Genomic DNA, 1753 nt, shown 5'->3' on the forward strand with positions numbered 1-1753 from the left:
AAGAAGAACAAGGCAGAGCTGTAAGGACACAAGAAAACAGTAGAATTACGTTTCTAGCAAATGGTGAGATTAGCGCTAAATCAACAGATGCTGTTACGGGTAATCAGCTTTTTGAAACGAATGATAAGGTTGTTACTTATTTAGGAGGCAATGCAGCTTTTAATAATGGTGCGTTTACAGGGCCGACCTATAGTTTATCGGAGATTGATAAAGATGGTAAGATAACAGCCAAACCTTTTACCAATGTTGGTTCAGCTTTTGAAGGACTTGATACAAATATCAAGAATGTCAATCAGAGGATTAAGGAAGTTTCTGAAGGAGTCGCACAGGATTCTTTGAATTGGAATAATGAAGCCAATGCATTTGTGGCTAAGCATGGAACGGAAGGAAACAATAGCAAATTGAAGTTTCTTTTAGATGGAGAAATTTCTAAAGGTTCAACAGAAGCGATCACTGGCAACCAACTTTATTCAATGAATCAAGCAGTTGCGACGTATTTGGGTGGAGGTGCTGGCTATGAAAATGGAAAATGGGTTGCACCCACATTCAAGCTTGAAACTGTCAATTCTGATGGTAGTGCTGGTGAGGAAAAGGTTTACAATAGTGTAGCCGAAGCACTTGCAGGTGTTGCAAGTTCTATTACGAATGTTCACAATGATGTGACCAATGTAGTCAGTGATAGCCTTGCCAAGCAGGATGATAATACGAAGGTTATCACTATTGGTAAAGAAGTAGAAGGTACAGAACTCAATATTGCCAACAGTAAGAAAGAAGACCGGATACTTTCAGGTGTTAAGGCAGGAGTACTTTCAGCAGAATCGACAGAAGTTGTAAATGGCTCTCAGTTATTTGCAACTAATAAAAATGTTACGACAGTGAGTACTAATCTAGACAGTGTTTCTAAAAATACATCGAGCTATTTAGGTGGTGGTGCTGATGTGCTTGTAGGCAATCTTCCGACGTATGTTGTTGGTGGTCAGTCATATCATGATGTTGGTTCAGCTTTTAGCGGTGTTGATACATCGCTGACAGATCTTCATAATGAGCTTTCTAAGAACAGCAATGAACTTACACAGACCATTGAGCAGAATGCTTTGTTATGGAATGATGAAGCCAATGCCTTTGTAGCACGTCATGTAAAGAACAAAGAGAAAGATGGTCAAGTTATAGCGGAACAAGAAAACAGCAAATTAAAGTTTCTATTAGATGGAGAAATTTCTAAAGGTTCGACAGAGGCGATCACTGGCAATCAGCTTTATTCAATGAATCAGACATTTGCTGAGTATTTTGGTGGAGGAGCAGGTTATGATAAAGATGGAAAATGGAAAGCTCCAAGTTTTAAGGTTAAGACAGTTGATGCGGAAGGTAAAGAAAGTGAGGAAAGCTATAAGAGTGTAGCGGAAGCACTTTCTGATATTAGTAGTTCTGTCACGAATGTTCATCATGATGTGACTAATGTTGTCAGTGATAGCCTTGTCAAGCAGGATGAGAAGACAAAAGTTATCAATATTGGTAAAGAAGTAGCAGGTACAGAAATAAGTTTTCTGGACGAAAAGGGCAAAGAACGGACGCTTTCAGGTGTTAAGGCGGCAGAGAATGACAATGAAGCAGTTAATAAAGCGCAGCTTGATGCAAGTCTGAAGGATCTTTCTACCAGCCTTCAGTCTGATGACTCGGCTGTTGTTCACTACGATAAGCTGGCAGATGGTAAAACTGATTATAGCAGTGTGACTTTAGGTAAAGGTAAGGATGC

General features: G+C 39.6%; 1 pseudogene. It reads left to right on the forward strand.

Annotated features, from left to right (window positions below):
- Window positions 1-1753 (forward strand): annotated as a pseudogene (locus tag ACFIO3_RS12595) (hypothetical protein); the annotation flags it as partial.

This window comes from Bartonella sp. AD328YNZD (genome assembly GCF_042196425.1).